At 38.1% G+C, this 26,629-nt stretch carries 30 protein-coding genes; all 30 read left to right on the plus strand.

What is annotated here, in order from left to right; translation table 11 throughout:
* The first annotated feature begins 37 nt into the window (after positions 1-37).
* The 30 genes from codY (at position 38) to U8D43_RS08400 (ending at position 26,626) form a co-directional block, all read left to right on the plus strand.
* Entirely contained in the window at positions 38-817 is a 780-nt protein-coding gene (gene codY, locus U8D43_RS08255; protein WP_335870709.1) for a GTP-sensing pleiotropic transcriptional regulator CodY, read from the plus strand.
* Positions 818-1,380: 563 nt separating this feature from the next.
* On the plus strand, positions 1,381-1,785 hold the full coding sequence (gene flgB, locus U8D43_RS08260) for a flagellar basal body rod protein FlgB (RefSeq protein ID WP_335870785.1): 405 nt from the start codon (positions 1,381-1,383) through the stop codon (positions 1,783-1,785).
* 2 nt (positions 1,786-1,787) lie between these two features.
* Complete coding sequence (gene flgC / locus U8D43_RS08265) at positions 1,788-2,240, plus strand: flagellar basal body rod protein FlgC (RefSeq protein ID WP_335870710.1); 453 nt, start codon at positions 1,788-1,790, stop codon at positions 2,238-2,240.
* An 11-nt stretch (positions 2,241-2,251) separates the two neighbouring features.
* Entirely contained in the window at positions 2,252-2,560 is a 309-nt protein-coding gene (gene fliE, locus U8D43_RS08270) for a flagellar hook-basal body complex protein FliE (RefSeq protein ID WP_335870711.1), read from the plus strand.
* A gap of 53 nt (positions 2,561-2,613) precedes the next feature.
* Positions 2,614-4,197, plus strand: a complete 1,584-nt coding sequence (gene fliF, locus U8D43_RS08275) for a flagellar basal-body MS-ring/collar protein FliF (protein ID WP_335870712.1) — start codon at positions 2,614-2,616, stop codon at positions 4,195-4,197.
* Between the two features lie 11 nt (positions 4,198-4,208).
* Positions 4,209-5,219, plus strand: a complete 1,011-nt coding sequence (fliG, locus tag U8D43_RS08280; RefSeq protein ID WP_335870713.1) for a flagellar motor switch protein FliG — start codon at positions 4,209-4,211, stop codon at positions 5,217-5,219.
* The gene (gene fliH / locus U8D43_RS08285; RefSeq protein ID WP_335870714.1) at positions 5,212-5,976 is read left to right on the plus strand and encodes a flagellar assembly protein FliH; all 765 of its coding nucleotides are present in this window, start codon (positions 5,212-5,214) and stop codon (positions 5,974-5,976) included. Before fliG ends, fliH begins: the two co-directional genes overlap by 8 nt.
* On the plus strand, positions 5,976-7,307 hold the full coding sequence (gene fliI, locus U8D43_RS08290; RefSeq protein ID WP_335870715.1) for a flagellar protein export ATPase FliI: 1,332 nt from the start codon (positions 5,976-5,978) through the stop codon (positions 7,305-7,307). The genes fliH and fliI overlap by 1 nt, the downstream gene beginning before the upstream one ends.
* Positions 7,304-7,753: a flagellar export protein FliJ gene (gene fliJ / locus U8D43_RS08295; protein WP_335870716.1), complete on the plus strand. Its 450-nt coding sequence runs from the start codon at positions 7,304-7,306 to the stop codon at positions 7,751-7,753. Before fliI ends, fliJ begins: the two co-directional genes overlap by 4 nt.
* A 4-nt stretch (positions 7,754-7,757) precedes the next feature.
* A complete protein-coding gene (locus U8D43_RS08300; RefSeq protein ID WP_335870717.1) occupies positions 7,758-8,348 on the plus strand; it encodes a MotE family protein in 591 nt (196 codons plus the stop codon).
* A 30-nt stretch (positions 8,349-8,378) separates the two neighbouring features.
* Positions 8,379-9,563, plus strand: coding sequence for a flagellar hook-length control protein FliK (locus tag U8D43_RS08305; RefSeq protein WP_335870718.1), 1,185 nt, complete (start codon positions 8,379-8,381; stop codon positions 9,561-9,563).
* Between the two features lie 9 nt (positions 9,564-9,572).
* Positions 9,573-10,205, plus strand: a complete 633-nt coding sequence (flgD, locus tag U8D43_RS08310) for a flagellar hook assembly protein FlgD (protein WP_335870719.1) — start codon at positions 9,573-9,575, stop codon at positions 10,203-10,205.
* Between the two features lie 12 nt (positions 10,206-10,217).
* Positions 10,218-10,607, plus strand: a complete 390-nt coding sequence (locus U8D43_RS08315; RefSeq protein WP_335870720.1) for a TIGR02530 family flagellar biosynthesis protein — start codon at positions 10,218-10,220, stop codon at positions 10,605-10,607.
* 79 nt (positions 10,608-10,686) lie between these two features.
* The gene (locus U8D43_RS08320; RefSeq protein ID WP_335870721.1) at positions 10,687-11,904 is read left to right on the plus strand and encodes a flagellar hook protein FlgE; all 1,218 of its coding nucleotides are present in this window, start codon (positions 10,687-10,689) and stop codon (positions 11,902-11,904) included.
* A gap of 42 nt (positions 11,905-11,946) precedes the next feature.
* Complete coding sequence (locus U8D43_RS08325; RefSeq protein ID WP_335870722.1) at positions 11,947-12,165, plus strand: flagellar FlbD family protein; 219 nt, start codon at positions 11,947-11,949, stop codon at positions 12,163-12,165.
* On the plus strand, positions 12,155-12,586 hold the full coding sequence (fliL, locus tag U8D43_RS08330) for a flagellar basal body-associated protein FliL (RefSeq protein WP_335870723.1): 432 nt from the start codon (positions 12,155-12,157) through the stop codon (positions 12,584-12,586). Before U8D43_RS08325 ends, fliL begins: the two co-directional genes overlap by 11 nt.
* A gap of 37 nt (positions 12,587-12,623) precedes the next feature.
* Positions 12,624-13,622, plus strand: a complete 999-nt coding sequence (gene fliM, locus U8D43_RS08335; protein ID WP_335870724.1) for a flagellar motor switch protein FliM — start codon at positions 12,624-12,626, stop codon at positions 13,620-13,622.
* Positions 13,609-14,799, plus strand: a complete 1,191-nt coding sequence (gene fliY, locus U8D43_RS08340) for a flagellar motor switch phosphatase FliY (protein ID WP_335870725.1) — start codon at positions 13,609-13,611, stop codon at positions 14,797-14,799. The genes fliM and fliY overlap by 14 nt, the downstream gene beginning before the upstream one ends.
* A 22-nt stretch (positions 14,800-14,821) precedes the next feature.
* Positions 14,822-15,184, plus strand: coding sequence for a chemotaxis protein CheY (gene cheY, locus U8D43_RS08345; RefSeq protein WP_335870726.1), 363 nt, complete (start codon positions 14,822-14,824; stop codon positions 15,182-15,184).
* A 23-nt stretch (positions 15,185-15,207) separates the two neighbouring features.
* Entirely contained in the window at positions 15,208-15,882 is a 675-nt protein-coding gene (gene fliO, locus U8D43_RS08350) for a flagellar biosynthetic protein FliO (RefSeq protein WP_335870727.1), read from the plus strand.
* Positions 15,875-16,540 carry a flagellar type III secretion system pore protein FliP gene (fliP, locus tag U8D43_RS08355; RefSeq protein WP_335870728.1) on the plus strand — a complete coding sequence of 222 codons (666 nt, stop codon included), beginning with the start codon at positions 15,875-15,877 and terminating at the stop codon, positions 16,538-16,540. Before fliO ends, fliP begins: the two co-directional genes overlap by 8 nt.
* 14 nt (positions 16,541-16,554) lie before the next feature.
* Positions 16,555-16,824 (plus strand): flagellar biosynthesis protein FliQ, encoded by a 270-nt coding sequence (gene fliQ, locus U8D43_RS08360; RefSeq protein ID WP_335870729.1) that lies wholly within the window; start codon positions 16,555-16,557, stop codon positions 16,822-16,824.
* Positions 16,825-16,828: 4 nt separating this feature from the next.
* Positions 16,829-17,611: a flagellar biosynthetic protein FliR gene (fliR, locus tag U8D43_RS08365; RefSeq protein ID WP_335870730.1), complete on the plus strand. Its 783-nt coding sequence runs from the start codon at positions 16,829-16,831 to the stop codon at positions 17,609-17,611.
* Entirely contained in the window at positions 17,608-18,690 is a 1,083-nt protein-coding gene (flhB, locus tag U8D43_RS08370) for a flagellar biosynthesis protein FlhB (protein ID WP_335870731.1), read from the plus strand. The genes fliR and flhB overlap by 4 nt, the downstream gene beginning before the upstream one ends.
* Before the next feature lie 32 nt (positions 18,691-18,722).
* Positions 18,723-20,762 (plus strand): flagellar biosynthesis protein FlhA, encoded by a 2,040-nt coding sequence (gene flhA, locus U8D43_RS08375; RefSeq protein ID WP_335870732.1) that lies wholly within the window; start codon positions 18,723-18,725, stop codon positions 20,760-20,762.
* Positions 20,759-21,895 carry a flagellar biosynthesis GTPase FlhF gene (gene flhF / locus U8D43_RS08380; RefSeq protein WP_335870733.1) on the plus strand — a complete coding sequence of 379 codons (1,137 nt, stop codon included), beginning with the start codon at positions 20,759-20,761 and terminating at the stop codon, positions 21,893-21,895. The genes flhA and flhF overlap by 4 nt, the downstream gene beginning before the upstream one ends.
* Positions 21,892-22,755 carry a MinD/ParA family protein gene (locus tag U8D43_RS08385; RefSeq protein ID WP_335870734.1) on the plus strand — a complete coding sequence of 288 codons (864 nt, stop codon included), beginning with the start codon at positions 21,892-21,894 and terminating at the stop codon, positions 22,753-22,755. The genes flhF and U8D43_RS08385 overlap by 4 nt, the downstream gene beginning before the upstream one ends.
* 3 nt (positions 22,756-22,758) lie before the next feature.
* Positions 22,759-23,850, plus strand: coding sequence for a protein-glutamate methylesterase/protein-glutamine glutaminase (locus tag U8D43_RS08390; protein ID WP_335870735.1), 1,092 nt, complete (start codon positions 22,759-22,761; stop codon positions 23,848-23,850).
* A 13-nt stretch (positions 23,851-23,863) separates the two neighbouring features.
* A complete protein-coding gene (locus U8D43_RS08395) occupies positions 23,864-25,921 on the plus strand; it encodes a chemotaxis protein CheW (RefSeq protein ID WP_335870736.1) in 2,058 nt (685 codons plus the stop codon).
* 258 nt (positions 25,922-26,179) lie between these two features.
* Positions 26,180-26,626, plus strand: a complete 447-nt coding sequence (locus U8D43_RS08400; protein ID WP_335870737.1) for a chemotaxis protein CheW — start codon at positions 26,180-26,182, stop codon at positions 26,624-26,626.
* Positions 26,627-26,629: the final 3 nt, after the last annotated feature.

The raw sequence follows: 26,629 nt of genomic DNA on the forward strand, positions 1-26,629 counted from the left end.
AAATAGGATTTTAGATCGTTCTAGGAGGACAAGAATCATGAATTTATTAAGTAAGACACGAAAAATTAACTCAATGCTACAGAACTCAGCTGGAAAACCGGTGAATTTTAAAGAAATGTCTGAAACATTATCTACCGTCATTGAAGCGAATGTTTTCGTAGTGAGCAGAAGAGGAAAGTTATTAGGATTTGCTGTAAATCAACTCATTGAAAATGAGCGTATGAAGCAAATGTTAGAGGATCGTCAATTTCCTGAAGCGTACACAAAAAATTTATTCAATATTTCTGAGACATCACCTAACCTTAATGTCGAGAGTGAATACACAGCCTTTCCAGTTGAAAATAAAGATTTGTTTAAAAATGGATTGACGACGATTGTACCAATTATTGGTGGGGGAGATCGTCTCGGTACCTTAATATTGGCCCGTTTAGAAGCGAGTTTTGAAGATGACGATTTAATTCTGGGTGAATACGGTGCGACAGTAGTTGGAATGGAGATTTTAAGGGAAAAAGGGGAAGAAATCGAAGTAGAAGCTAGAAGTAAAGCAGTCGTGCAAATGGCGATTTCTTCTTTATCTTATAGTGAGCTAGAAGCAATCGAACATATTTTTGAAGAATTGAATGGACATGAAGGATTACTTGTAGCCTCTAAAATTGCAGACCGAGTAGGAATTACCCGATCAGTGATTGTTAATGCCCTTCGAAAACTTGAGAGTGCAGGGGTTATTGAATCTCGTTCTTTAGGAATGAAAGGAACCTATATCAAAGTCTTAAATAACAAATTCTTAATCGAACTAGATAAACTAAAAACGAACTAAATCTCGTTTAGTTTAAAAGGAGATGCTCCGTGCATCTCCTTTTTTTCTTGTTTTTAATTGAATGAACTTGGAAATTACAGGTGATAACTCTTTTGAGACTTTAGTTAAGGCGAGGGAGATGATGTGCCTGGGAAAGGGAAGTAAGAAAGAAGTAGCCATGTAATAACCATAAAGCCAGCAAAAATTTGGGGAATAAGAAAAGAGTTATCGTAGAATACATTTCCAAAAAAATACCATTGATGATAAAAAGTAGAGTGATACAATGAAATTACGGGGAACCGATAAAAAATATATAGAAAAAAAGTCGAGAATTATCAATAAAGTATGGATTATGTCTTTATATGTAGTTAGCAGCTGTGATAATCTGTAAAAGTGGGTGTTTGTCTGAAGATGTCGAATTGATAAACTGTGACATTAATTACAGATAGATAAAATAGGCGAATATTCATAGAGGAATTAACAGTTTAGTCATGGACAGTCAATTGTAATAACATTACAATAGTTAGAGGGTTTTGAATTATTTTGTCAAATTTACAATGATTTTGTCATTTTTTTGGAAAGAAGTGAAAATTTTGAAGTTATTTTCCAATACTTTTAATGTAATCGAACAGGGATTAAACTATTCCTCCTTAAAACAAAAAGCCATCGCTCAAAATATAGCTAACGTTGATACACCAAACTACCAATCGACAGAAGTAAAATTTAAAGATCAATTAAATCAATCGATGAAACGATCATTTAACGAGGAAAGAACTCACACACGTCATATTCCAATTGAGGGTTATTCAACCGGTCAATCAACTTTTGCCAAAAAAAGCTCAGTTCAATATAACCATAATGGTAACGGAGTAGATATGGATAAAGAAATGGCAGATCTAGCTACAAACCAATTGTATTTCCACTCGTTAACTGAACAATTGAATCATCAATTTAAAAATATGCAAACCGTCATAAGAGGAGGGAGATAATCATGTCTATTTTTAATTCAATGAATTCTACAGCCTCTGCTTTAACAGCACAAAGATTAAGGATGGATGTGATTTCTTCTAATATGGCGAATGTGGACACCACTAGGGGGAAGTTAGTCGACGGAAAATGGCAACCGTATACCAGGAAATCGGTAGTGCTACAAGAAAATGCAGCTCGTTTTTCATCGTTTTTAGAGACAGCTCAAAATAGAAAAGGAACGAGCGGTGGTGTCAATGTTGCTCGTATAAAAGAAGATAACGAAACTCCCTTTAAAGTAGTGTATGACCCGACGCATCCTGATGCGGATAAAGATGGCTACATTAGTATGCCTAATGTAGATCCATTGAGAGAAATGACAGACCTCATTTCTGCCACTCGCTCGTATGAAGCAAACGTAACTGTTTTTAATGCTAATAAATCACTGTTAATGAAATCTTTAGAAATTGGTAGATAAGGAGAATCATCATGTCCTTCAATCAAATACATTCGGTAAGCCAATCACTTTTTAGTCCGTCAACCGAAAAAGAAGTGAAAACAAGTCCCTATCAATCGCAACAAAATTTTGCAACTTTTTTAAAACAGTCATTAAATGAAGTGAGCAAAGTAGAGCATCAGTCTCATGTAATGACGGAAAAGCTTGTCAAAGGGGAAGATGTGGATTTGCATCAAGTAATGATATCTGCACAGAAGGCAAGTATCTCTTTGCAAACGACAGTAGAACTCCGAAATAAGGTCGTAGAAGCCTATCAAGAAGTAATGAGGATGCAGATGTAGAGGCTGAGGTTACTTTCTGCCAATCGATGACGGAATAGCCGAGGGGGTACTAAATGAATGAAACATTATTGAAGCTTAAAGACAAAAGTATGGCATTTTGGGGTTCCAAGTCAAAGAAGCAAAAATTAATTATGGGTATCGCCGTTGGTGTTTCCATTCTAGCCATATTTTTAACAAGTTTTTTCGCAACTCAAACAACACTTGAACCATTATATAAAAACTTAACGCCTTCTGAAACCGGCACAATTAAAGAGAGTTTGGATTCAAGAGGTATCAATTCGCAAATATCCGACGGTGGTACTACCATTATGGTTCCAAGAGAGATGGTGGATACGCTAAAGGTAGAATTGGCAGCTGATGGAATTCCTAAATCTGGAAGCATTGATTATTCATTTTTTAGTCAAAATGCAGGTTTTGGGATGACGGACAATGAATTTAATGTACTTAAATTAGATGCTATGCAAACGGAATTAGCTGAATTAATGAAAGGAATTGATGGAGTTCAAGATGCAAAAGTAATGATTACTTTACCAGAAGCAGGGATTTTCGTTGCTGACACAGGAAAAGACGCATCAGCCTCCATCGTTTTAAACACGCTTCCGGGACAAATTTTTGAAGAAAAACAGATCGCAGCTTTGTATCACTTAGTCTCGAAAAGTGTGCCAAACCTTCCTACAGATAATATCGTCATTATGAACCAATTTTTTGAGTACTTTGAACTAAATAATTTCAAAAAAAAATCCATTGCAGGAAGTTTCACTGAACAAATGGACATCAAACAAAAAATTGAACGAGACCTTCAGAGGCAAGTACAAAATATGCTTGGCACATTAATTGGGTTTGATAAGGTTGTCGTGTCAGTAACTGCAGATGTTGATTTTAAGCAGGAGAATCGGAAAGAAGATCTTGTTGTCCCAGTTGATGAAGAAAATAATGAAGGAATTGCGCTTAGCGCACAAAGGATATCAGAGACGTATACAGGAAATGGAGACGGAGCTATTGGGGTACCAGCCGCTGAAGATCCTGCCGATTCACTTGGTAGTTCTTACATTGAAGGAACTTCCGGGAACGGAGACTATGAACGTGTAGAAGAAACAATTAATAACGAAGTAAATCGTATCCGCAAAGAAATCGTTGAGAGCCCATACAAAATCAGAGATTTGGGAATTCAAGTGATGGTAGAACCGCCAAATCCTGATGATTTAAATTCACTCTCTGAAGAGAGCAAAAATGATATAAGTAAAATCCTCTCAACCATTGTTCGTACATCTATTGATAAAAATGTGGGAACAGATATCTCAGATGAAGCGATTCAAGATAAAATTATCGTTTCTGTTCAGCGTTTTAACGGGAAAATGGAGTTTGCCGAAGCGAAAATTTCGTCAATTCCTTGGTGGATTTATGTAATTGGCGGCATTTTGTTTGTTGTTATTATTTTATTGATTATCATGATGCTTCGTTCTCGCAAGAATAAAGAAGTTGTTTTAGAAAGTGAACCAGAAGCCGTTACCCTTCCTGATGTGAACAATAGCCAAGAAACGGAAGGATCACTGAGAAGAAAGCAACTTGAAAAAATGGCCAAAGATAAACCTGAAGAATTTGCTAAGTTGTTACGAACTTGGTTAGCTGAAGATTAGGAGGAGAGAGCATGAGTAGAGAAAAACCACTAACGGGAAAGCAAAAAGCTGCTGTTCTCCTCATATCATTAGGTCCAGATGTTGCTTCATCTATTTATAAGCACTTGTCTGAAGAAGAAATTGAAAAATTAACACTTGAAATATCTGGTGTGAAAAAGGTTGAGTCAGCCGCAAAGCAAGATATATTAGAAGAGTTTCATAGTATTGCTCTGGCGCAAGATTTTATCAGTCAAGGTGGAATTGGATATGCAAAAACGATACTAGAAAAAGCCCTTGGTCCGGAACAGGCAACGAGCATCATCAATCGATTGACCTCATCATTACAAGTGAAACCTTTTGATTTTGCTAGAAAAGCAGACTCAGCTCAAATATTAAACTTTATTCAAAATGAACATCCTCAAACTATTGCGCTAATTCTGTCCTATTTAGACCCCCAACAAGCGGGTCAAATCTTATCAGAATTGCCGCAAGAGGTTCAAGCGGATATTGCAAGAAGGATTGCCCTTATGGATAGTACGTCCCCTGAGGTTATTAGCGAAGTCGAAGCGATTCTTGAAAGGAAGCTTTCTGCAACTGTTACTCAAGACTATACCCAAACAGGTGGCGTTGAGACGGTTGTTGAAGTCCTCAATGGTGTCGACCGAAGTACTGAAAAAACCATTTTAGATGCTTTAGAAATTCAGGACCCTGAATTGGCAGAAGAAATTAAAAAGAGAATGTTTGTTTTTGAAGATATAGTTACCTTGGATAACCGAGCCATTCAGCGAGTCATCCGAGATTGTGAAAATGAAGATTTACTTCTTTCACTAAAAGTTTCAAGTGAAGAAGTTAAAGAGGTAGTCTATAAAAATCTTTCTAAGCGGATGGTTGATAGCTTTAAAGAGGAGATGGAGCTCATGGGTCCAGTTCGACTTCGAGATGTTGAAGATGCTCAGTCCCGAATTGTCGGCACGATCCGACGACTGGAAGATTCTGGAGAAATCATTATTGCTCGCGGTGGAGGAGATGATATCATTGTCTAGAATTTTTAAATCTCGACAAACATCTCCCACTCCCGAAACAACAAGAGAAATCGGTCTGAAAGTCCTTCCTTCCTTCTTCTCACAGGAAGAGGATAAAGCTCAGCCAGAACTAGAAAACCGACATGTAGACGTTTTGAAAGAAGCAAATCAAGAAGCTCACCGGATAGTAGAAGAAGCGAATATGCAAAGGATTTCACTTAGTGAAGAGATAGAAATTGAAAAGCAGGAGTTTCAGCAATTTAAACAAGCTACCCTCGAAGAAGCACGGACTAAAGGGTATGAAGCAGGTTTTCAACAAGGGTATGTAGAGAGCGTTCAAAAACACACAGAACTCATCCAGGAAGCTCAATCAATAATTGAATCGTCAAAGGAAGAATACCTTCGTCAGATTCAAGTAGCTGAAAAATTAATTTTAACTTTAGGTATGAAAAGTGCTGAGAAAATTTTAGGTAAAACCCTAAAAGAAGAACCAGAGGCTTTTCTTTCTATTGTGAAACGGGGCATAAAAGAAGCTATAGAGATGAAGGAAATTCAAATTCATGTTCATCCAACTAATCATGCGCTCTTAATGGGGTACAGTGAAGAAATCCGTAAATTGATTCCTCCCAATACCTTGTATTATTTGTATCCAAATGAAGATTTGACAGAAACTGAATGCTACATTGATTCCAATCAGGGTAGAATCATCGTTAGTGTCGACAGCCAGTTGCAACAATTGCAAGCTAAACTTGTTGAGCTACTTGAAGGGGGCTCATGATGAAATTAGAGCATCTTGTAGAAGAAATCGAAGCGCAAGATACGTATAAACGCTTTGGTAAAGTTAAACGAGTGATCGGCTTAATGATTGAGTCGCAAGGTCCTGAAAGTGCAATTGGCGAAGTGTGTTTTATTCATCTCAAAGGAAAAGCGCTTCGTCCAGCCAACAAAATCATGGCGGAAGTGGTCGGATTTAATGAGGACTCTGTGCTTTTGATGCCCTATTCGAATGTAAGTGACATATCATCTGGATCCCTAGTCGAAGCGACAGGAAATCCGCTCGAAATTAAAGTAGGCATGCCTTTAATTGGTCAAGTACTTGACTCGTTAGGGCAACCAATGACAGAAAATCAATTACCAAAGGGCCTAACGACGACGGCGACAGATCGTTTCCCGCCCAATCCGTTAAGTCGACCCCCGATTGATGAGAAAATGGAGGTAGGAGTTCGAACCATTGATTCAATGTTAACAGTTGGTAAGGGGCAAAGGGTGGGCATTTTTGCTGGTAGTGGGGTAGGGAAAAGCACCTTACTTGGCATGATTGCCAGAAATACAAATGCGGACTTAAATGTAATAGCTTTGATCGGGGAACGTGGTAGAGAAGTCCGTGAATTCATTGAAAGAGATTTAGGGGAAGAAGGGCTAAAAAAGTCCATTGTGATTGCAGCAACTTCTGATCAGCCTGCGTTGATGAGGATTAAAGGAGCTTTTACGGCCACGGCTGTCGCTGAATATTTCCGAGATAAAGGACTTAATGTCATGCTCATGATGGACTCTGTAACCCGTGTGGCTATGGCTCAAAGGGAAATAGGTCTTGCTGCTGGTGAACCTCCAGCTACAAAAGGTTATACTCCGTCAGTTTTTGCGATATTACCTAAGTTATTAGAACGGACGGGGACAAATGAGCATGGAAGTATTACAGCGTTTTATACGGTGCTTGTTGACGGAGATGATATGAATGAACCAATCGCAGATACCGTACGTGGAATTTTAGATGGTCATATCGTCTTGGATCGTAACATAGCCAATAAAGGTCAGTTTCCCGCAATCAATGTGCTGAAAAGTGTCAGTCGATTAATGAATCACTTAGCCGAGCCCCTCCATTCAGATGGTGCAAGTCGAATTCGTGATTTATTGAGTACGTATCATCATTCGGAGGACTTAATCAGCATCGGTGCATATAAACGAGGAACCTCCAAAGATATAGATGAAGCGATCGCATTTTATCCGAAAATTTTAACGTTCTTGAAGCAGGGAACACATGAAAAAATTTCAATGGAAGAGAGTATCCTTTCCTTGATTCACTTAGCCGAAAAGGGTGACAATTTATGACCATTTTTCAGTTTAAATTTGATAAGATCCTTTCAATTAAAGAGCAGGAAAAAGAGGAAGTTTATTACAATTATCAAAATAGTATTCATTCTTTTGAGAAAGCGGCCGAAAAACTCTATGAAACCTTAAAAAAGAAAGAAGATTTAGAGACCTATCAGGCTGACCAGCTTGTAAAGGGATTCGCTGTACAAGAAATCAGACACTTTCAGACCTTTATTATGAATATGGATAAAACCATCTCATATTATCAGGATCAAGTCATGAAAGCACGCAATAAAATGAAATGGTTAGAACAAAAATTTTCCGAAAAAAATATGGAAGTTAAACAGTTTGAGAAAATAAAAGAAAATGATGCGAGTGCCTATAAGCTAGAGCAGCAAAAGGAAGAAAATAAAATGCTAGACGAATTATCGGTGATGAAATTCGTGAACCGCGAAATTAGGTGATTTCATGGGAAAGAGTGATCTAGATAAGCAAGGAAAACCATATGGCCTTTTTCAATGGGTGTTGTTAGTTGTCATCTTTCCAATTCTTTTTGCTATTGTTGTCGCCCTTGTGGTAGCTACAGCAGCGGATATCAATGTTATAGAAAAGGCGAAAGAAGTGAGTGAGCGTATTCCCGTAATATCGAGTATGGTTGGTGAAGATGACTCGAAACAGAAAACGGAAGAACTAGCAACAGCACTTCATGCTGAGGTGCAAAACAAGGAAGCAAAAATAGCGCAATTAGAAGTCGAGGTTTCAAGACAGGAAGAAAAACTCGAAAATGCCACTCTCTCTAATGAGCAGCTTCAACAGCAAATTGAGGAGCTAAAGCAAATTCAGAGTGAAAATAAACGAGCCTTTAAAGAAATTATCAGCACTTTTGAAACGATGGCAGCTAAAAGCGCGGCGGGTATACTAAGTAAAATGAATGATGAGGAAGCCGTTAAAATTTTATCCAACATAAAACCAGAAAATCTTGCTAAGATTTTGGAGAAATTACCACCAGATGAAGCTGCAAAGTTTACAGAAAAACTATCTGTCCAAACAGATTCTTAACGTACTAGTGATTGAAAGGGGGTGAATAAAATGAAGCTCGGTACAACTCAATCTTTGGTTCAATCACTGCAGTTTAAAAACGGGGATTCTCCAACTAAGGAACTCATGACTGATTCTTCTTTCTTATCCTTTATCACCATAGCAACAACAGAAGTCGATACAGAAATAGAATCAAATAATAACTCTGAGTTAGACGCGATTCTTCAACTCCTAAAAGAAGAAATTGAGGTTTCAAGCCACGTAAACGAGTCAAAAACGGAGTATCCGGATATTGAGGAGATTTCTACTATACTTGATATCTCTATCGATGAGCTAATGCAAGCTATTCAAGACGTCTTTCAGACCTTTTCAATTAGTGAAGAGATGTCGGAGCTTTCAGCGGAAGAACAACTTCAATATCTAGTACAAATTTTGAATGAACAGCCGATTGAAAAATGGTCAGCGGCTAAGAGTGAACGCTTAGAAGTTCCTATTCAAGTTATGAAAGTCATGATTCATTTGGTGGAAAAACAAAGTGAAAACCATCGCCCACTTCTTAACTTAAAGGGATTTAAACAAGAGTATGAACAACTTACAATGAAAATTGAGGCAGAAGTAGTGAAGAGTCAGCCCTCAGAAAAATTGCTGCAACAAGTTTTTCAATCTTTGAGAACTTTACCTACAGCAGATGAAGTGAGTACACCGGATTCAAGGCCTCTAGTACAAGAAAAAGCCTTGTCTTTACCAAGTATCTTCCTTCCTGCATCACTGTCTAAACTGGAATCCTTCTCGCTACATTTAAAAAATGTGGATGCAGGCCCGACCTATGAAACATTTGTGAAAGAGTTCTCATCAATACTCTCGCGTGCCCAGTTTGGAAAAATGCCCAATATGAATAAATTACTAATAAAGCTTTATCCAGAAGAACTGGGAAGTTTACGCATTGAATTATTGCAAAAGGACGGTATGATCACCGCTCGTATTTTAACTTCTAGTGGAGCGGCAAGAGACCTAATCGATTCGCAATTACACGCCCTAAAGCAGTCATTTCAACAACAAAACCTTTCTGTCGAAAAAATCGAGGTACAGCAGATGCTAGGTGATGAAGTTAAAAAGGAACATGGACATGCAAAGCAACAACAGCAACAGAAAGAGCAATCGAATCATGAAGAACCTTCAAAAGATGAATCAACATTTGAGAGTTTTAAAGACTTTTTATTAAATCTAGAAATTTAGGTGATGATCATGACAAAGGCAATCGACTCAAATCTTCTCCTCTCCTCTTATCAAGCAAAGCAACGAGAAACGAATGGGAGTATCCTTGGAAAAGACGATTTTTTAAAAATTTTAATGTCTCAGCTTCAAAATCAGGATCCAATGAATCCTATGCAAGATAAAGATTTTATTGCTCAAATGGCAACCTTCTCATCACTAGAACAGATGCAAAATATGGGGAAATCGATGGATAGTTTTGTAGATGTACAAAAACAAAATCAATTAATCTCGTATAACCAATTTGTAGGAAAAACAGTCGCTTGGCATAAGGTGGATGAAGCTATTGACTCTGATTCTATTTCTGTTTTGGAAGGAAGTGGGAAGGTGATGGGCATAAAGTTTCATGGAGATTCTGTTGAATTCACGTTAGAGGACGGAACGAAGCTAACTCCGGCGAATATTAGTGAAGTTTTTTCAGGTTCAACTGAAAACTCTTTAGTCGAAGCTAGCCATTTAATCGGAAAAAAGGTTTCTTGGACAGATGTCTCAGGAGTTGAACGAGAAGGATCTGTGTTATCGGTATCAAATAAAGAAGGAAAGATTTGGATTCACTTTCCGGATAATAAAAAGATTGAAGTAAGTCAATTAACAAAAATTGAATAAAGGGGTGTCGGCTTGGACAAGCGATATTTACATACACAGTCAACGCAGCCAGCTCTCAGACATCATTCGACTAAAAACATTTTATCTACAAAAGTAGAAATTCCATTTTCAGATCATCTACAGGCGGCTATTCAGCCTAAAACATCACTTACGCTTAGTAAGCATGCCAATCAACGTTTGGAAAGGCGAGATATTCAGATTTCTTCGTCAGAGTGGAAAGACATTGAAGATAAAGTGGCGTTAGCTAAATCAAAGGGCGTAAATGAATCTCTCGTGATTTTACAAAATGCTGCTTTAGTGGTTAGTGCTAAAAATGAAACGGTTATTACCGCTATGAGTCGTCAAGAAGCAACTGCTCAAATTTTCACAAATATCGATGGCGCGATTGTATTAAATCAATAATTAGTATTGGCTGGACCATAATTGGAAGCCGGTGGCTGCGGATTGACAGAAGCAGCTTAAGTCGAAAGGGGAAAATAAAATGATTCGTTCAATGTACTCTGGAATTAGTGGGATGAAAAATTTTCAAACTAAACTGGATGTTATCGGTAATAATATTTCAAACGTGAACACATATGGATTTAAAAAAGGACGCGTGACATTTCAGGATTTAATGAATCAAACAGTATCAGGTGCAAGTAGTGCAACGGAAAATAAGGGAGGACAAAATGCCAAACAGATCGGACTTGGAGGGACCTTAGCGAGTATTGATATCATTGATACGCAAGGAAGCCTTCAAACAACAGGAAGAACCCTCGATGTGGCTATTTCTGGAGATGGACTATTTGTCACTCGAGTGGGTAATGGAGAAAGCTATACTCGGGCTGGGAATTTTTACTTAGACTCTAATGGTAGTCTCGTTACAGGTAGTGGAAGTTTAGTGCAAGGATATGAAGCGGATGCAAACGGGAACGTCAATCGTAGTGCAATGACAGATATAGTCATAGATACGGATACTACGATGGAACCTGCCTCGACATCAAATGCTTCATTTAATGGAAACTTAAAAGCATCCGATTCTACTAATCCTGTCGTCATTGATTATAAAGTGAAAGATTCACTTGGACAAGATATTGACTTAAAGCTGACCTTAACTAATAATGGCAATAATTCATGGGGGTATACCGTTGCATCAGCGAACCCTTCAGTAACCTTAACGGCAGGAAATGCAGGAACCATTTCTTTTTCGAATAAAGGACTCTATACGAGTGGAAATTTGTCACTCGCTATGAATCTTAGTAATAATGCGGCGACTCCACAAAGCATTGACCTTGATTTCAGTCAGTTGACCCAGTTCGATTCGACATCTTCGGCAAATGTGAATACAATCGATGGAAATTCTGAAGGATATCTTGAGAGTTTTAATATCGGATCTTCTGGTGAAGTGAATGGTATCTTCTCAAATGGTGAAGTTCGTGTATTGAATCAGCTTGTTGTCGCTACGTTTTCGAATGCAGCTGGATTGCAAAAAATGGGAAATAATATGTATCAAGCCTCAAATAACTCAGGACTTCCGAATTATGGAATAGCTGCAGAAGGAAGAGGAAGTTTACAGTCTGGAGCTCTTGAAATGTCTAACGTCGATCTTTCCGAAGAATTTACAGAAATGATTGTAGCTCAACGTGGTTTTCAAGCCAATACACGAATCATCACAACTTCAGATGAAATTTTACAAGAGCTCGTAAACTTGAAACGTTAAGGCAAGGGAGGGAAGAGCTAATTTGGTAGCTCTGTAAAGAGGATGATACATGTCACGCGTTTAAATGGTTCAACTTTTTGGTTGAATGCCGTCTACTTTGAAACAATCGAAATATTACCGGATACTACGATTACGTTAACGAACGGGAAAAAATATGTTGTGAAAGAAAATGAAAAGGATATCGTAAACAAGATTTTTGAATTTTATGAACGGGTGAACCTCCTTGGGACTGAGAGGGTGAAGGATAAAGATGAAACCTAAAAATAAATTAGTAAGAATTATGTTTATATTGTTAGTCACCATAACATTAGTTGGAGTGATAGTGCTCGTATTATTGTTGAATACTAAGGGGTCAGCGGAAGAAAAGGAACCGACCATTGAGGAAATATTAGAGGCTTCTGTGGATATACCTGAACTGACTACTAATTTATTAAGTGATGATTTTGTGCGCATTTCGTTTAAAATTCAGACTGAAAATAAGAAAGCGAAAGAAGAAATTGAAAAACGTGATTTCCAGATTCGAAATATTATTATTGAAGAATTATCCGAAGTAAACGCAGAAGATATACGTGGTAAAAAAGGGAAACAAAAAATTGAAAATTTGCTTTCAGGTAAATTTAATCAATTAATGCAAGAAGGAAAGGTTGAAAAGGTTTATATCACCTCCATCATCATTCAGTAAATCATTGTTTCTACCACACATAAGGAGGTGAAGAGGGATGTCTAGTGAAGTGTTGTCTCAAAATGAGATTGATGCCCTATTATCAGCTCTATCAACGGGTGAAATGAGTGCAGATGATTTCAAAAAGGAAGAAGAAGAGAAAAAAGTTAGAGTATATGATTTTAAACGAGCTCTTCGTTTTTCCAAGGACCAAATAAGAAGTTTAACGCGCCTTCACGAAAATTTTTCGCGACTATTAACGACCTATTTTTCTGCGCAACTACGGACATATGTTCAGATAACGGTCGCGTCAGCGGATCAAATTCCATATGAAGAATTTATCCGATCCATACCGAAGATGACGATATTAAATGTATTTGAAGTCCCTCCTCTAGAAGGGAGGATACTATTTGAGGTTAACCCACATATCGCCTATGCCATGATGGACAGGGTCATGGGTGGAAAAGGGTCAAGTGTGAATAAGGTAGATAATTTGACTGAAATTGAAACAAAAATTATGTCTAACTTGTTTGACCGAGCATTCGAAAACCTTCGAGAAGCTTGGTCGACTATTGCTAATATTGATCCTTTATTATCGGATTTTGAAGTCAATCCTCAATTCTTACAAATGGTATCTCCAAATGAAACCGTTGTGGTCATATCTCTAGAAACCATCATTGGTGAAACGAGTGGAATGATTAATATATGTATCCCTCATGTGGTTTTGGAACCGATTATTCCGAAACTATCGGTTCATTATTGGATGCAAACGGAAAAAAAAGAGCGGGAGCCCATTGAGGTGGAAGCTCTACAACAACGCATTAAAAAAGCGTTTGTGCCGGTTGTTGCTGAATTGGGGAATTCCCAAATTTCAATTGAAGACTTTCTAATGCTGGACAAAGGGGATGTCATTGAGCTTAATCAAAAGATTGATTCACCACTGGTAGTAAAAGTCGGGGATGTCCCTAAATTCACAGCCCAACCTGGTAAAGTAAGCAAAAAATTAGCTGTACAAGTTCTTGATTCTTTGAAGAAGGGAGACGATGATGATGAGTGATATGCTCTCACAAGACGAAATTGATGCTCTTCTTCGCGGAACAGCAGATGAAGCAGAAAGTAAACCGAATATAAAGGTCGAAGAATACTTATCTAGCTTCGAACAAGATACCTTAGGTGAAATAGGGAATATCTCATTTGGAAGCTCAGCAACAGCGCTCTCAACCTTGCTAAACCAAAAAGTAGAAATCACAACGCCCACAGTAACGGTGATTGAACAGGCGAATCTACAAGATGAGTTTCCACAACCCTATGTGGCCATCCAAGTGCATTATACGGAAGGATTTATAGGAGCGAATTTACTCGTCATTAAACAATCTGACGCAGCGATTATTGCCGATTTAATGTTAGGTGGGGATGGATTAAATCCTTCGTCTGATCTCGGTGAGATTCAATTAAGTGCTGTTCAAGAAGCAATGAATCAAATGATGGGATCTGCTGCTACCTCAATGTCGACCGTATTTACGAAAAAAATCGACATATCACCTCCGACCATTGATTTGATGTACTTGCCGGGAGGAGAAGGTTCCGAAAATATACCTAACCAGGATATGCTCGTTAAAATTTCTTTCTCACTAAAAATTGGGTCTTTGATTGATTCAAATATTATGCAACTGGTTCCACTTACCTTTGCGAAAAGTTTAGTAGATGAATTATTAAACCAGGGCAATACAAACGAGACAAAATCCGATACAATAGAAGAGAATCCGCCAAAAACTGCGAAAATTCGAGCGGCTCAACAGCAAGTTCCAGCATCGCTAGAACCAATGGGGACAATAACACCGACACCACAAACACAGCCATTGGGAAAACCTCACGCTCCTCAACATTTTGGAGGATTGGGGAACGGAGAAAGCGTTCAGGTTCAACCTGCTGCCTTTACATCCTTTGGAACACCGCAATTACAAGAGCATGAAGCGCAAAATTTAAATATGCTGCTTGATATTCCTCTACAGGTGACAGTTGAGCTTGGTAGAACTAATCGATCGGTAAAAGATATATTAGAATTATCTTCGGGATCGATTATAGAACTAGATAAATTAGCGGGTGAACCTGTGGATATATTGGTGAATAGCCGCCTCATCGCTAGAGGTGAAGTGGTTGTAATTGATGAGAACTTTGGCGTTAGAATTACAGACATTGTTAGTCAAAGCGATCGTCTAAAAAAATTAAAATGAGAATTCTTTGGGGGTAATACAAATGGCAAACAAAATATTAATCGTCGATGATGCAGCATTTATGAGAATGATGATCAAGGACATACTAGTGAAGAATGGCTATGATGTTGTGGCAGAGGCAGCAGACGGGGCACAAGCCGTTGAAAAGTATAAAGAGTTTAAACCAGACTTAGTCACAATGGATATTACAATGCCAGAAATGGACGGTATCACAGCTTTAAAGGAAATAAAAGGAATTGATAGTAGTGCCCGTGTCATTATGTGTTCTGCAATGGGACAACAAGCAATGGTAATAGATGCCATTCAAGCTGGGGCAAAAGATTTTATTGTTAAACCGTTTCAAGCAGATCGTGTTTTAGAAGCGATTGGTAAAACTCTCGCATAATTGAGCAACAAGAAGGTGCATTTGTGTTGACTATAAAATACATTCATAGGATTGTTATTGCCATATTAATAGCGAGCTTCATCGGGTGGGGAACACCTCACCCGCAAGCTTACGTAAACCCCACTGTTGATGATTGCTTTCTAAATCCTAATGCTGAGGGCTGCAAAGAGGATTTAATCGATTCTGACCCTACACCTGTAGATAATGAGATCGTTGCAGGACCTGGTGTTTCAGTGTGGGATTTTATTAAGATGATTTTCGCTCTTATTTTTGTCGTGGGTTTAATTTATTTGTTGTTACGATTTATTAATCAAAGGAGTCGAGCTTTCCAACAGACGAAACTAATACATAACTTGGGTGGTACGCCTTTAGGTGGAAATCGCTCTGTTCAACTCGTGAAGGTGGGAGAACGAATTCTTGTAGTGGGTGTTGGAGAGGATATTACTTTGTTAAAGGAAATTGATAATCAAGGTGAATACCAAGAAATTATTAACTCATTTCAGCAAACCCAAGATACAGTGTTGCAGGCTAACAATCCCATAACTAAGTTTTTAACTAAAGGTCAATGGAAAAAAAGAGAGGAAGAGTCAGAGAGTTCTTTTGGTTCTTTAATGTCTTCCCAGTTAGCAGAAATGAAAAAAGGGAGAAAAAACATGTTAAACGAACTCAATAAAGAGGAGAAAAAACAAGATGAATGAAGTGATGGAACTTTTTAATACAGGTTCTCCTGAAACGGTTTCCTCATCTGTTCGACTTCTGCTTTTGTTAACGGTTTTATCTCTGGCTCCAAGTATTTTAATCTTAATGACGTGTTTTACTCGAATTGTGATTGTCTTATCCTTTGTTCGAACAGCTTTAGCAACCCAACAAATGCCTCCTAATCAGGTGCTTATTGGGTTATCCTTGTTTTTAACGTTTTTTATTATGGCTCCCACATTACAACAAGTAAACGACGAAGCTTTGACTCCGTTGTTTAATGAAGACATCTCTTTAGAGGAAGCTTATGAGAAAGCAGCTGTTCCTTTTAAAGATTTTATGAGTAAACATACTAGGCAAAAAGATTTGGAGCTGTTTTTAGCTTATTCAAAAGCGGAAAAACCCGACAGCATTCAAGATATTCCACTAACATCTTTAGTTCCAGCCTTTGCCATTAGTGAAATCAAAACCGCCTTTCAAATTGGGTTTATGGTTTTTATTCCCTTTTTAGTGATAGACATGGTGGTGGCTAGTGTGTTGATGAGTATGGGAATGATGATGCTTCCGCCTGTTATGATCTCTTTACCTTTTAAAATCCTTTTATTTGTTTTAGTGGATGGCTGGTATTTAGTGATTAAATCGTTATTACAAAGCTTTTAAGTAGGTGAAATTGATTGAATGCAGAAATGGTCATCTCTCTCGCTGAGCGAGGAGTCTATACAACATTAATAGTTTGTGCTCCATTACTTCTTTTAGCTCTTGTAGTAGGACTACTTGTGAGCATCTTTCAGGCAACAACGCAAATTCAAGAACAAACGTTAGCCTTTGTCCCGAAAATTGTTGCAGTAATGGTTGGGGTTATTTTCTTTGGTCCATGGATGTTATCCTTCCTGTTGTCATATACAACAGAAATTTTCACGAATTTAACACGGTTTGTAGGATAGTGGCATGGATCAAATAGTGCCAATTTTTTCTGTTTTCCTTTTGATCTTTGTGAGGGTAGCCTCTTTTTTTGTGACAATGCCGTTGTTTTCTTATCGAACGATTCCAGCTCAACATCGCATTGGTTTTTCTGCCATCATTGCCTGGATAATGTATTATGTGGTCGCTGCTGAACCGATACCGATTGATGGGATTTATTTTCTTCTTATCCTAAAAGAATCAATGGTGGGACTTCTTGTCGGTTTCGCAGCTTATATGATTATCTCTGCCATCCAAATTGCTGGAGGTTTTATCGATTTTCAAATGGGATTTTCAATCGCAAATGTTGTAGACCCACAAACAGGAGGACAAACGCCCATTACGGGTCAATATTTATATACGTTCGCACTATTATTGTTACTTGCTTTAAACGGCCACCATCTATTGTTAGATGGCATTTATTATAGTTACGAGTTTATTCCCTTAAATCAGGCTTGGTTGCCTTTTAAAGATCCTGCGTTAGCGGAGTACATGATCACTTCATTTAGCGCAGTATTTGCCATCGCATTTCAAATGGCAGCTCCCGTGGTAGCAACACTATTTTTAGTCGATATTGCTCTTGGTATAGTTGCACGGACTGTCCCACAATTAAACATCTTTGTTGTAGGCTTCCCGATAAAAATTGGTGTCAGTTTTGTCGTCTTATTTATTGTAATGGGAGTAATGATGGCGTTAATAGGGCAACTTTTTGAATTGATGCTTGTAACAATGAGAGAATTTATGGTGTTATTAGGGAGTTATCAGGAATGACCTATTTATCCTTAGATCTGCAGTTTTTCTCTGGTGAAAAAACAGAAGAGGCAACACCCAAAAAACGACAAGAGTCTAGAAAGAAAGGGCAAACCGCTAAAAGCCAGGATATGAATACAGCTTTCGTATTGTTAGCTGTTTTTCTATTTTTTACTTTTGGTGGAAGTTTTTTTGGAGGAATTGTTTTCACTTTATTTCATCATACCTTTGAAGATTATTTGTTTATGCCCTTATCCGTCAACACGATTGAGACCATTGCCGTTGAAATTTTTGGGCAAATGATGCTGTTAATGGGACCCATCATGCTAGTAGCTATGATTGCCGCTTTTGTGGGGAATTATTTGCAAATAGGCTTTCTGTTTTCAGCTGAACCTTTAACCCCTAAATTGGAGAAAATTGACCCCATCAAAGGATTTAAGCGGATTTTTTCTATGAGGGCAATTGTCGAACTATTAAAATCGATTCTGAAAATCACTTTCGTCGGAATGGCAACCTTTATTGTGCTCTATTCACGAATTGATGAGGTCCTAACATTATCTTTTAAAAGTCCTGCTACCTCTGTGAAAATCATGTTAAGTTTAACCGTTCAGATGGGTATTAGTGCGTCTGTCGCCTTATTGTTTTTAGCTACATTCGACTATTTGTATCAAAAATATGATTTCGAGAAAAATATTCGTATGTCTAAACAAGATATTAAAGATGAGTATAAAAATTCCGAGGGTGACCCTCTCATCAAATCAAAAATCAAACAAAGGCAAAGAGAAATGGCGCAAAGAAGAATGATGCAAGAGATTCCTCAAGCGGATGTCGTCATTACCAATCCTACTCATTTTGCTATTGCCTTGAAGTACGATGAAGCAAAAGCTGATGCGCCAATTGTCGTTGCTAAAGGAGTAGATTTTGTCGCACAAAAGATAAAATTGATTGCTTCTGAACACGATATTATCATGGTCGAAAATCGTCCATTAGCTCGTGCTTTACATGACAATGCAGAGATTGGCGAAAGCGTACCAGAAGAATTTTTTAAAGCAGTTGCGGAAGTGCTTGCCTATGTTTATCGTATACAAAATAACATTTAATTTTTGGTACAAATAGTGAGGAGTGAATGTAATTGGCAGCAAAAGATTTAACCGTACTATCCAGTGTGATCTTAATCGTTGCCATGCTGGTCATTCCGTTCCCGCCTTTATTTCTAAGTATTTTTATCATAATCAATATTTCACTCGCACTATTAGTATTACTAACATCAATGAATATGCAGGAGCCCCTTCAATTTTCAATCTTTCCGTCCTTATTATTGTTATTAACATTATTTCGCCTAGCTTTAAATGTTTCCACAACAAGATCTATCTTGAGCCGGGGAGAAGCTGGAGAAGTGGTTGAAACTTTCGGTACATTTGTTGTTGGTGGTAATGTTCTTGTGGGCTTGGTTGTTTTTTTAATCCTCATAATCATACAATTTGTGGTGATTACGAAAGGTTCTGAGCGTGTATCTGAAGTTGCCGCACGATTTACATTAGACGCGATGCCGGGGAAACAGATGAGTATTGATGCAGATTTAAATGCCGGCATGATTTCAGAGCATGATGCAAAAGAGCGTCGTGAAAAAGTGGGTCGTGAAGCGGACTTTTACGGAGCCATGGATGGTGCTAGTAAATTCGTCAAAGGTGATGCGATTGCAGGAATTATCATTGTTTTAATCAATTTGATCTTCGGTATTATCATTGGTGCTGTTCAAGAGGGGCTTCCGATTATGGAAGCAGCTACGAAGTACTCCCTACTTACAGTGGGCGACGGGATAGTTAGCCAAATACCCGCCCTTTTGATTTCGACGGCTACAGGAATTGTAGTAACGAGAGCAGCATCCGATGGAAACCTTGGACAAGATATCATGGAACAACTCCTGTCGCAGCCTATTATGATGTATGTAGCAGGGATTACAATCTTATTATTAGGGATTGCTACCCCAATAAATGATCTATTAACGATACCAATCGCAGGTATACTAGGATTTGGCGGATATATGGTAGGAAGACCAGCCTCTCCTGTTCAAGAATTAGAAGAAGAAAAAGAACAAATGCAAGAAACAGAAGAATTGAAAAACCCTGAGAGTGTGGTTTCCTTATTAAATGTTGATCCGATCGAGTTTGAATTTGGTTATGGGTTAATCCCATTAGCAGACACTAACCAAGGAGGGGACTTACTGGACCGAATCGTAATGATTCGAAGACAATTAGCGATTGAGCTAGGGCTTGTCATTCCAGTAGTACGAATACGAGACAATATCCAACTTCAACCTAATGAATACCGTTTGAAGATTAAAGGAAATGAAATGGCTCGAGGGGAAGTCTTACTAGATCATTACTTAGCCATGAGTCCAAGTGGAGAAGAAGATCTGATAGATGGAATTGATACAGTCGAACCTTCTTTTGGATTGCCGGCCAAGTGGATTTCTGAAGATCAGAAAGAGCAAGCTGAAATCATGGGCTATACAGTCGTAGATCCACCTTCTGTTGTTTCGACGCATATTACAGAAATGATTAAAATGAATGCTCATGAATTATTGGGTCGACAAGAAACAAAACAGCTTATTGATCATTTGCAAGAATCGTATCCAATTTTGGTAGAAGAGGTTACACCTACGCCTCTATCAGTAGGCGAAATTCAAAAGGTATTAGCCAAATTACTAAAAGAAAATGTAAGCATTCGAAACTTGCCTATCATTTTTGAAACATTAGCGGATTATAGCAAACTGTCATCGGATACCGACTTAATAACGGAATATGTTCGTCAAGCGTTGGCACGTCAAATTACTACTCAGTACATGGATCAATCGTCAACATCATTGAAAGTAGTTACTCTTTCCGGAAGAGTCGAGAAAGTGATTGCAGATAGTATCCAGCAAACAGACCATGGCAATTATTTATCGGTAGACCCGAATGATTCACAAAAAATACTTGAAGCACTTGCTCATCAAGTTGAACAGTTATCCTTAATTGAACAGTCTCCCATTGTACTATGCTCGCCAGCGATTCGTATGTATATGAGGCAGCTATCAGAACGATATTTCCCGCAAGTACCTATTCTTTCTTATAATGAATTAGAAGCAAACGTAGAGGTCCAGAGCCTAGGGGTGGTGAATATGGAATGAAAGTAACAAAAATTATTGCGCCAACAATGCCTGAAGCCATGAAAAAAATCCGCATGGAACTGGGAAATGATGCTGTTATTATTAATTCAAAGGTGGCCTATACAGGAGGATTTTTAGGTCTATTTAAAAAGAAAAACATAGAGGTTATTGCGGCCTTAGATACGAATCTTGAGAAAAGAATTAAACCAAAGCAAACGGAGGGTAGGGACGTTGCTACCAAACTTACCCCGGCTGTAGAATTCAAGGAAGAGAAGGTTCAAACCGACTCTTTTCAAAAAGAATTCACTGAATTAAAACAAATGATTCAACATTTATCTCATCTCCCTGCAACAACGGACGCAGAGTACCCGAAGGGAATTCAAGAAATGTTAATGTACCTTCAATCCCAAGGGATTCACCAAGATTCACTGAATGAACTTGGAGATTTTCTTCTTAGCAAATTGGAGAATACGTCTGAGATTCCCAAAGAGGTAGAATCCTTGTCGAAAGAATGGTTTCGTTTACAAATGTCATCATTTGACTTTGGAGGAATTGATTATTCCAAAAAATATATAAACGTTATTGGTCCTACTGGAGTTGGAAAAACGACAACATTAGCCAAGATTGCTGCAGAGGCTGTTTTGGCACATGGGAAAATGATTGCCTTTATGACCACGGATACCTACCGTATTGCTGCCATTGAGCAGTTGAAAACTTACGCACAGTTGTTGAACGTACCGGTGGAGGTAGTTTATGACCGAGCAGATTATGCAAAATCGGTCGAAAAGCATCAAGATGCGGATATGGTTTTTATCGATACGGCTGGCAGAAATTATCGAGAAATCCAATATATTCAAGATCTTACAAAAATAATTGATTTTGCAGCGGATATGGAGACCATTTTGGTTTTATCCTTAACCTCAAAAGAATCTGACTTGGAAGCAATCATTGAGAATTTTTCCGAATTGAACATTCAAAAATTTATTTTCACAAAAGTGGATGAGACCTCATCCTATGGATCCAGCTTCAATCTCCTCAAAAAATATCAGAAGGGCGCGGCGTATTTAACGAACGGGCAAGATGTACCAGATGACATTGTACAAGCGGACGCTGAAAAAGTTATTCAACTTCTTTTTAAGGGGTTTCCAAAATGAAGGATCAAGCACAAGGATTGAGAGCGAAACTTAAGCTGCAATCGAGGGCTCGTACAATTGCAGTTGTGAGCGGTAAGGGTGGTGTTGGAAAGTCAAACATCGCATTAAACTTTAGTACTCATCTTGCGAAAAAAAACAAGAAGGTCCTTCTAATGGATTTAGATATAGGGATGGGAAATATTCATATATTAATGGGGAAAAACACCAATAAAACCATTATGGATTTGTTGGACGGAACAGCCGATATTAAAGACATCGTAACCGAAGGACCAGAAGGCATCTCGTATATTGCTGGTGGAACAGGGTTGCGATCTTTTGTGGAATGGTCTGAAGATAAATTCGAAATATTCACAGATGGGATGCGGTTGTTACAAGAAACGTATGACTTTATCTTATTTGACATGGGAGCGGGCGCATCAAAAGAAAGTGTTGACTTAATCATGACGATGGATGAAATCCTACTTATTACCACACCTGAGCCAACCTCTATTACAGATGCCTATTCACTTATGAAGTTTATTTTCTTTCGAGAGGGTAAGCAAAAGGTGAGCGTTATATGTAATAGAGCACAGCAAATATCTCAGGGGAATGAAACACTCCGTCGTTTTCAAAATGTCATAGATAAATTTTTACGAAAACATGTCTCAATTTTAGGGACGATTGTAGAAGATCCAAATGTTGGGAGAGCTGTTAGGGAGCAAGTTCCTTTTTGTCTACAATACCCTAAAAGTGCTGCATCATTAGGGATAGAGCGAATCGTAACGCTCTATGTAAATGATCCCATCGCTCATCATCTTCTGCCAAATAAGCCATCCTTCGTTGAAAAACTTAAAATACTTTTTTCTAGAGGCGGGGAGTAAAGGATGAGAAAAAAAGTACTTATCGTCGATGATTCTGCTTTCATGCGCAAATTGATTCATGATTTTATTTCAGAGCATCCTCTACTTGAACCTGTTGGTTTTGCGAGGAACGGAATGGATGCTATTGAAAAAATTAAACTGTTACAACCAGATGTAGTTTCGATGGATGTAGAAATGCCTATATTAAATGGGATTGACGCCCTTAAACAAATCATGAAGGAATGCCCTGTTCCGGTTATCATGCTCTCAAGCACTACAACCACTGGGACTGAAAACACAGTGCTCGCGATGAGCCACGGAGCAGTTGATTTTATCGCTAAGCCGTCTGGAACCATTTCTCTAGATTTATACAAAGTGAAAGAAGAAATCGTTGCCAAACTAGTAGAGGCAAGCAAGATACAAATCTCAAAATTACATGCAAATCATTCTTCTTTACTACCTAAAAAGATCCTTAACCAAAACGTGAGTACGGATCGAAAAGTATATAATAAATTGAAACCAACCACTCGTCAATCTAAAACCCAAAAAATCATTTGCATTGGAACAAGTACAGGTGGACCTAGAGCATTGCAACAAGTATTAACCTCTTTACCTAAAGGAATACCTGCACCGATTGTCGTTGTCCAACATATGCCTGCTGGTTTTACTCGTTCTTTAGCTCAACGCCTAGATTCTTTGTCACAAATAGAAATAAAAGAGGCAGAAGATGGAGAGGTACTACAACAAGGAATCGCCTATATTGCGCCTGGTGGGTATCATCTTAAAGTGAGAAAGATGGAATCACGGTTAGCTGTGAGTCTAGATAAAATAGAAGCGCAACGAAACGGGCATCGACCATCAGTAGATGTTATGTTTGAATCTATTAGCGAGATTAGAAATTTCGACAAAATTGCAGTAATTATGACAGGAATGGGTTCAGATGGAGCGCAAGGTCTGATAAAATTGAAGAGAAGTGGTTCTGTGAAAGCAATTGCTGAATCACAAGCAACAAGTATTGTCTACGGAATGCCAAAAGCAGCAGTATCCACGAACATGATAGACGACATAGAGCCATTAAATCATATTGCAGATGCAATTATGAAGTATATGCCATAGGGGTGAGGAACTCATGGAAATGAATCAATATCTGGAAGTCTTTATTGAAGAAAGCAAAGAACACTTACAAAATTGTAATCAACAATTATTATTGTTAGAAAAAAACCCCACTGATTTAAGTATAGTAAATGAAATCTTTCGTTCCGCTCATACCTTAAAAGGGATGTCAGCTACAATGGGGTACGAAGACTTAGCAAGTTTAACTCATAATATGGAAAATGTGTTGGATGGTATTCGAAATGAAAAAATTCATGTGACTCCTGAAATATTTGATGTTGTTTTCGTCGCAACGGACGACCTAGAAGCGATGGTGATGTCCATTGCTGAAGGTGGAGATGGAAAAAGAGATGTATATGAAATTGTTCAGCGGCTTCATGCTATTGAAAACGGAGAACAGCCTCAGGTCATCACAAAAGCCCAGACTTCAGTAGCTCTTGCGGATAACGTGGAACCAACCGTGAAAAATGAATACGATCAATTTGAACAAACCGTCATTCAACAAAGCCTAGATCAAGGATTTCAGTGTATTGAATTAACTGTTTCATTACGTGAGGATTGCCTATTAAAGGCCGCTCGAGTTTATATGGTGTTTGAGGTGCTTGAAAAGTTTGGCGATGTCATAAAAGCTAACCCTACTGTTGATCAATTAGAAGAAGAGCAATTTGATCATCAATTCATCGTGACTGTTGTAACTAAGGACTCACCAGAGGATTTACAACAAAAAGTCATGAAAGTGTCAGAAGTTGAGAAAGTGAATATTCATCTTGTTACCCCTAAAGACTTGGCCTTAGATGTTGACGGTGGAAAAACATCCAATGAAAAAATTCACGATGTTCCTGCGATGTCTGTCAAAGATACACAATCTTCTAATCTCAAAAAACAAGAGGATACACCTGTTTCAAATAAAAAACAGGCAGCTGGAGGCAATAAGACTATCCGCGTGAATATTGAGCGACTGGATATATTGATGAATTTATTTGAAGAGCTTGTGATTGATCGAGGTCGACTTGAACAAATCTCAAATGATTTAAATCATTCAGAATTAAACGAGACTGTTGAGAGAATGTCGCGTATTTCAGGAGATTTACAAAATATCATTTTGAATATGCGCATGGTACCTGTAGAAACAGTCTTTAATCGTTTTCCACGCATGGTTAGACAATTAGCGAGAGATCTAAATAAAAAAATTGATTTAGATATTATCGGGGCGGAAACAGAATTAGATCGAACCGTTATCGATGAGATTGGGGATCCACTTGTTCATTTAATACGAAATGCGATTGATCATGGTATTGAAACACCAGAAGTTCGTCAGAAAAATGGGAAATCAGAGGTAGGAACCGTCAATCTAAAAGCCTATCATAGTGGTAACCATGTCTTTATTGAAATCACTGATGACGGTGCAGGAATCAGCCGTGACCGGGTGTTGCAAAAAGCGATAGCAAAGGGAGTCGTGTCAGAAGAAACTGGTTCAACCTTAACCGATAAACAAGTGTATGAGCTCATTATGGCTTCAGGCTTCTCCACTGCTGAAACCATCTCTGACATCTCAGGACGTGGGGTGGGGCTTGATGTTGTGAAAACAACAATAGAGTCGTTAGGTGGTTCAATAGCTATTGATTCCAAAGAAGGTGAAGGGTCAATTTTCTCGATACAGCTACCTCTCACCCTATCAATTATTTCAGTTATGTTAGTGGAATTAGAGAAGGAAAAATATGCGATTCCGCTCTCATCGATTATTGAAACTGCAATTGTCAAAAGAGGCGAAATACTAAATGCTCACAATCAAAAAGTAATAGATTTTAGAGGGAAGGTTGTTCCTCTGGTCTTTTTACAAGATGTATTTGATGTACCAACCGAAGGCATTGAAGAAGAATTCTTTTCCGTAGTCATTGTAAGAAAAGGAGATAGAATGGCAGGGCTTGTTGTAGATTCTTTTATTGGGCAACAAGAAATTGTATTAAAATCTCTTGGCAATTACCTAAATGATGTATTTGCGATTTCAGGTGCAACTATATTGGGTGATGGACAAGTAGCGTTAATTGTAGATTGCAATGCGCTAATTAAATAAGATTGTTTTTGTCAGTTTGTTTTCGCATACTTTGATGCTCTAGTATATAAAAACGAATGAAAAAAATTTTTCATTCCTCATTTCGGGTTAAAAATGCTGCCCGAAGTCACTTTTCATCACGAATTGAGGGCTAATTCGAAAAGCCACAATCTTTGCGAAAACAGCTGAATGAAAATAACCTTTTTCATTCAGTTATTCGATCAAAAATAACATTAAATACGAAAAAACCTTAGATAAACAACGATCGGAGGAATCTACATGAGTGAAGCAACCATTCATAAAGAGATAAAAGTAATTGTTTTTCAGCTGATGGAAAAGGAATATGCCATTCCCGTTTCGCAAGTTCGGTCTATTGAAAAGCTAACCCATATTACAAGGGTTCCAAGAACAAAAAGTTATGTTAAAGGCGTTATTAATCTTCGTGGGGTCGTTACACCAATCATTGATTTAGGTGAGCATTTTGGCTTGGAAGTTAAGGAATACTCTGATAGCACGAGAATCATCATCGTTTCATTAGTAGAAAATGAAGTTGGTTTTATCGTGGATTCAGCCAATGATGTACTCGATATTGCTCTAGATTGCATTGAACCGCAACCTGAAGTGGTTGGTACGATAGAAACAGACTATATTAGTGGTGTAGCAAAAATTGATCGTCGCTTGTTAATCTTATTGCAATTAGAAAAAGTACTAAATTCAACTGTATAAGGA

Source organism: Bacillus sp. 2205SS5-2, assembly GCF_037024155.1.
Lineage (GTDB): Bacteria > Bacillota > Bacilli > Bacillales > Bacillaceae_K > Bacillus_CI.